The following is a 2,664-nucleotide window of genomic DNA, read 5'->3' on the forward strand; positions in this document are numbered from 1 at the left end:
GGTTTGGTGACTGGCTCTTCAGGGATTATACTTTTTGCTCTGGCATTCCATGGATGTCAGTCTTCGCAAGTGGCGTTCGCGTGATCTTGAATCTAAAAAACTGATGAAAGAGAAAATTACCAAAAAAGTGGTCTCTTTCCCAAAATTCATTTTATACATAGGATTGCTTCAAAGTGTATTACTCCCTCAGCTTATTCTGCTGTTTATGACGAAAATCCCCTTTGATGTCCGATTCGATATTTCAGCCCTTGGTTTTGCCAGTACCATGTTTGTAGGGCTGCCCTTCTATGTTCTGTTTCTTCAGGTTTTTGAAAGTGACACAAGTGATGTACCTTTTGATGAAAAAGTAATGTCTATGAAACTCTCCTTGAGGACGAACCTCGTCGTTTTTCTTCTGATGATCTCCATTCTAATCATCCTGACCCAGGGAATAAAACATAGTCTGGCCTCGGCAGTCTTTCTGGAAGAAGTACAATCCTCACTGGCAAAAAAACTCCTCCCATTGGAACTCCTGGGCGTTATCATGAGTGTATTAAATATCTTCCTGCTTATGAGAGGTATCAATCGCCGCATCAGCTGCTGTGAATCCTTTGCCAGTGTATTGGCAGGCGGGGATTTTTCTGCAACAGAAGGCTATTGCCTCTCCCGGGATGAACTGGGGGCTTTGAATAATCAGTTATTCAAGGTGTATGAAAATAATGCAGAGCTTCTCAAAAGTCTCGACATCTCTGTTGATAAAACAGTTCATTCCAAAGATGAAATGATTTTAGTTGCTGAGGAAACTACTTCGTCTGTAGAGCAGATAAGGCAGAGGATTGACAGTGTTTCAAACCGAATGGAGGACTTGAATTTAAGTATCCGGGAAGCGACCGGTTCTACCGGATCGCTGATGAAGCATCTCCAGGATTTAAACCGGGATGTAGAAGACCAGAGTGCCATTGTAGAGAGTTCTTCCGGTGCCATTGCCGAAATCACCGCCTCCATCGATAGTATCAGCTCTGTGGCAGAAGGAAAGATAAGCTCGGCAGAAACTCTGGTTTCTGTCTCGAGGGAAGGTCAGGAAAAACTGGATTCTACTGTGGTACGGATCAACAATATCAATGACAGTGTTGAAAAAATCAGAGAGATCCTTTCTCTGATTCAAAATATTGCTTCACAGACCAATCTGCTTGCCATGAATGCCGCTATTGAAGCCGCCCATGCGGGGGATGCCGGAAAGGGTTTTGCCGTTGTTGCCGATGAAATCAGGAAACTGGCAGAGTCGTCTTCGTCCAGTTCCCGGGAAATAAACTTGAATATCAATAATATTATTACAACCATTCAGGAAACATCGAAAGCCGGAGGAGAGGCTAAAGACAGCTTTCAGCATATTGCCAGCGGTATAGATTCAATGATTGATTCCTATAGGGAAATAGGGTCCGGCTTATTCGAACTCAAGGAAGGAAGCACCCTTATTCTGGATTCAGTTTCCAGCCTGAGGGATAACAGTCAGCGAGTCAGAACGAGTATGGTGGAAATGGATGATCTAACAAAAAAAGTGGATCTGTCCATGCAGGCCATCGAAGGCATATCACAGGATACGAGCCGTGCTGCAAAGGATATGAGATCGGGTGCTGAAAATGTTAATAAAGTTAGTCTTCAATTGCAGGATCAGACCCGTGTCCTGCACGGGGCATCCTCAGACATTGTCACCGGGCTGGGAAAGTTTCAATACTGATCAATCAGGCGGAGAAGGAGGACTCTTGTTTGATCCGAGACATTGCATTTAAAAAGATGCTGTCCATTTCCTTTCTCTCCTGGGCGGTAATGAATTCTTTTTTTGCTAATTTTTCGATAAAATCACGGTCTTTGGGGTTCTTAATAGACCCTGCCATATTTAAAAAGAGTTGGATTTCATCAGAACTGAGGAGGGTCCCTTTTCCAGGGGTTTCTCTTGAATGGAAATCTCTCTCGTCAAGATCTATGGTTGATATGTCCTGATTCATGGGTAGCTCCTTCCCGTTCTGAAAAACAAAATAACGAAGTTCATACTAAAATCAAAAAACAACAGGTCTCTATGCAGGATCAAAGCATCAATAACGAAGTAGCCTGTCCTAACATTATACCACGATCCTGGTTCTAAAGAAAGAAATCGTTAAATAAATATTCATTAAAGGGTGAAGTCCGAAAATATTGACAATCCTCAGTGATTCTATTACTATGAGCGCTCATCGGGCTGGTCGTAAACTCTGTTTACTGCTCTGGTCATAAATCCTCTGGATTTATTGCTCGAGTATGCAGCCGACTCGCCCATGCTTCCTGGGGCCTATAGCTCAGTTGGTTAGAGCACCTGACTCATAATCAGGTGGTCCAAGGTTCAAGTCCTTGTGGGCCCAGAAAAAAGATCATCCGTTTTTTGCGGATGTTCTTTTTTTTAGGTTTGCCCTGCATGGGTAATGACTAGGCGGTGAAAGACCGTTGTAGGTGGTAGTGTGAAAGAAACTGCTAGTTGACGGCAAGGGCGTAGTCGCGAGACTGGGTCTGAAGGAAGCCCGAGACAAACTTCCGAACCGACGAACAGAAACCACATATAAGGCTACATCAGTGGACGAGTTTGCACAAAGTGACGAAATCCTCACTACAACTGATGGAGTAAATGTGGCGGTTACATGGAAGGAAAGTCAT

At 43.7% G+C, this 2,664-nt stretch carries 2 protein-coding genes and 1 tRNA gene; 2 read left to right on the forward strand and 1 reads right to left on the reverse strand.

Annotated elements, in window-relative coordinates; genetic code table 11:
* The first annotated feature begins 34 nt into the window (after positions 1 to 34).
* Positions 35 to 1,717, forward strand: a complete 1,683-nt coding sequence (locus PF479_RS12070; protein WP_298006843.1) for a methyl-accepting chemotaxis protein — start codon at positions 35 to 37, stop codon at positions 1,715 to 1,717.
* 4 nt (positions 1,718 to 1,721) lie between these two features.
* Here the strand turns inward: PF479_RS12070 and PF479_RS12075 are convergent, their stop codons facing one another.
* The gene (locus PF479_RS12075; protein WP_298006845.1) at positions 1,722 to 1,985 is read right to left on the reverse strand and encodes a hypothetical protein; all 264 of its coding nucleotides are present in this window, start codon (positions 1,983 to 1,985) and stop codon (positions 1,722 to 1,724) included.
* Between the two features lie 316 nt (positions 1,986 to 2,301).
* Here PF479_RS12075 and PF479_RS12080 point away from each other — a divergent pair.
* Positions 2,302 to 2,375, forward strand: a tRNA-Ile gene (locus PF479_RS12080).
* The last annotated feature ends 289 nt before the right edge of the window (positions 2,376 to 2,664 follow it).

Source organism: Oceanispirochaeta sp. (assembly GCF_027859075.1).
GTDB lineage: Bacteria > Spirochaetota > Spirochaetia > DSM-2461 > DSM-2461 > Oceanispirochaeta.

What these genes read in the sequence shown, in the direction of transcription:
- PF479_RS12075 (WP_298006845.1), bottom strand. Translation starts at nt 1,985, where the DNA reads ATGAATCAGGACATATCAACCATAGATCTTGACGAGAGAGATTTCCAT.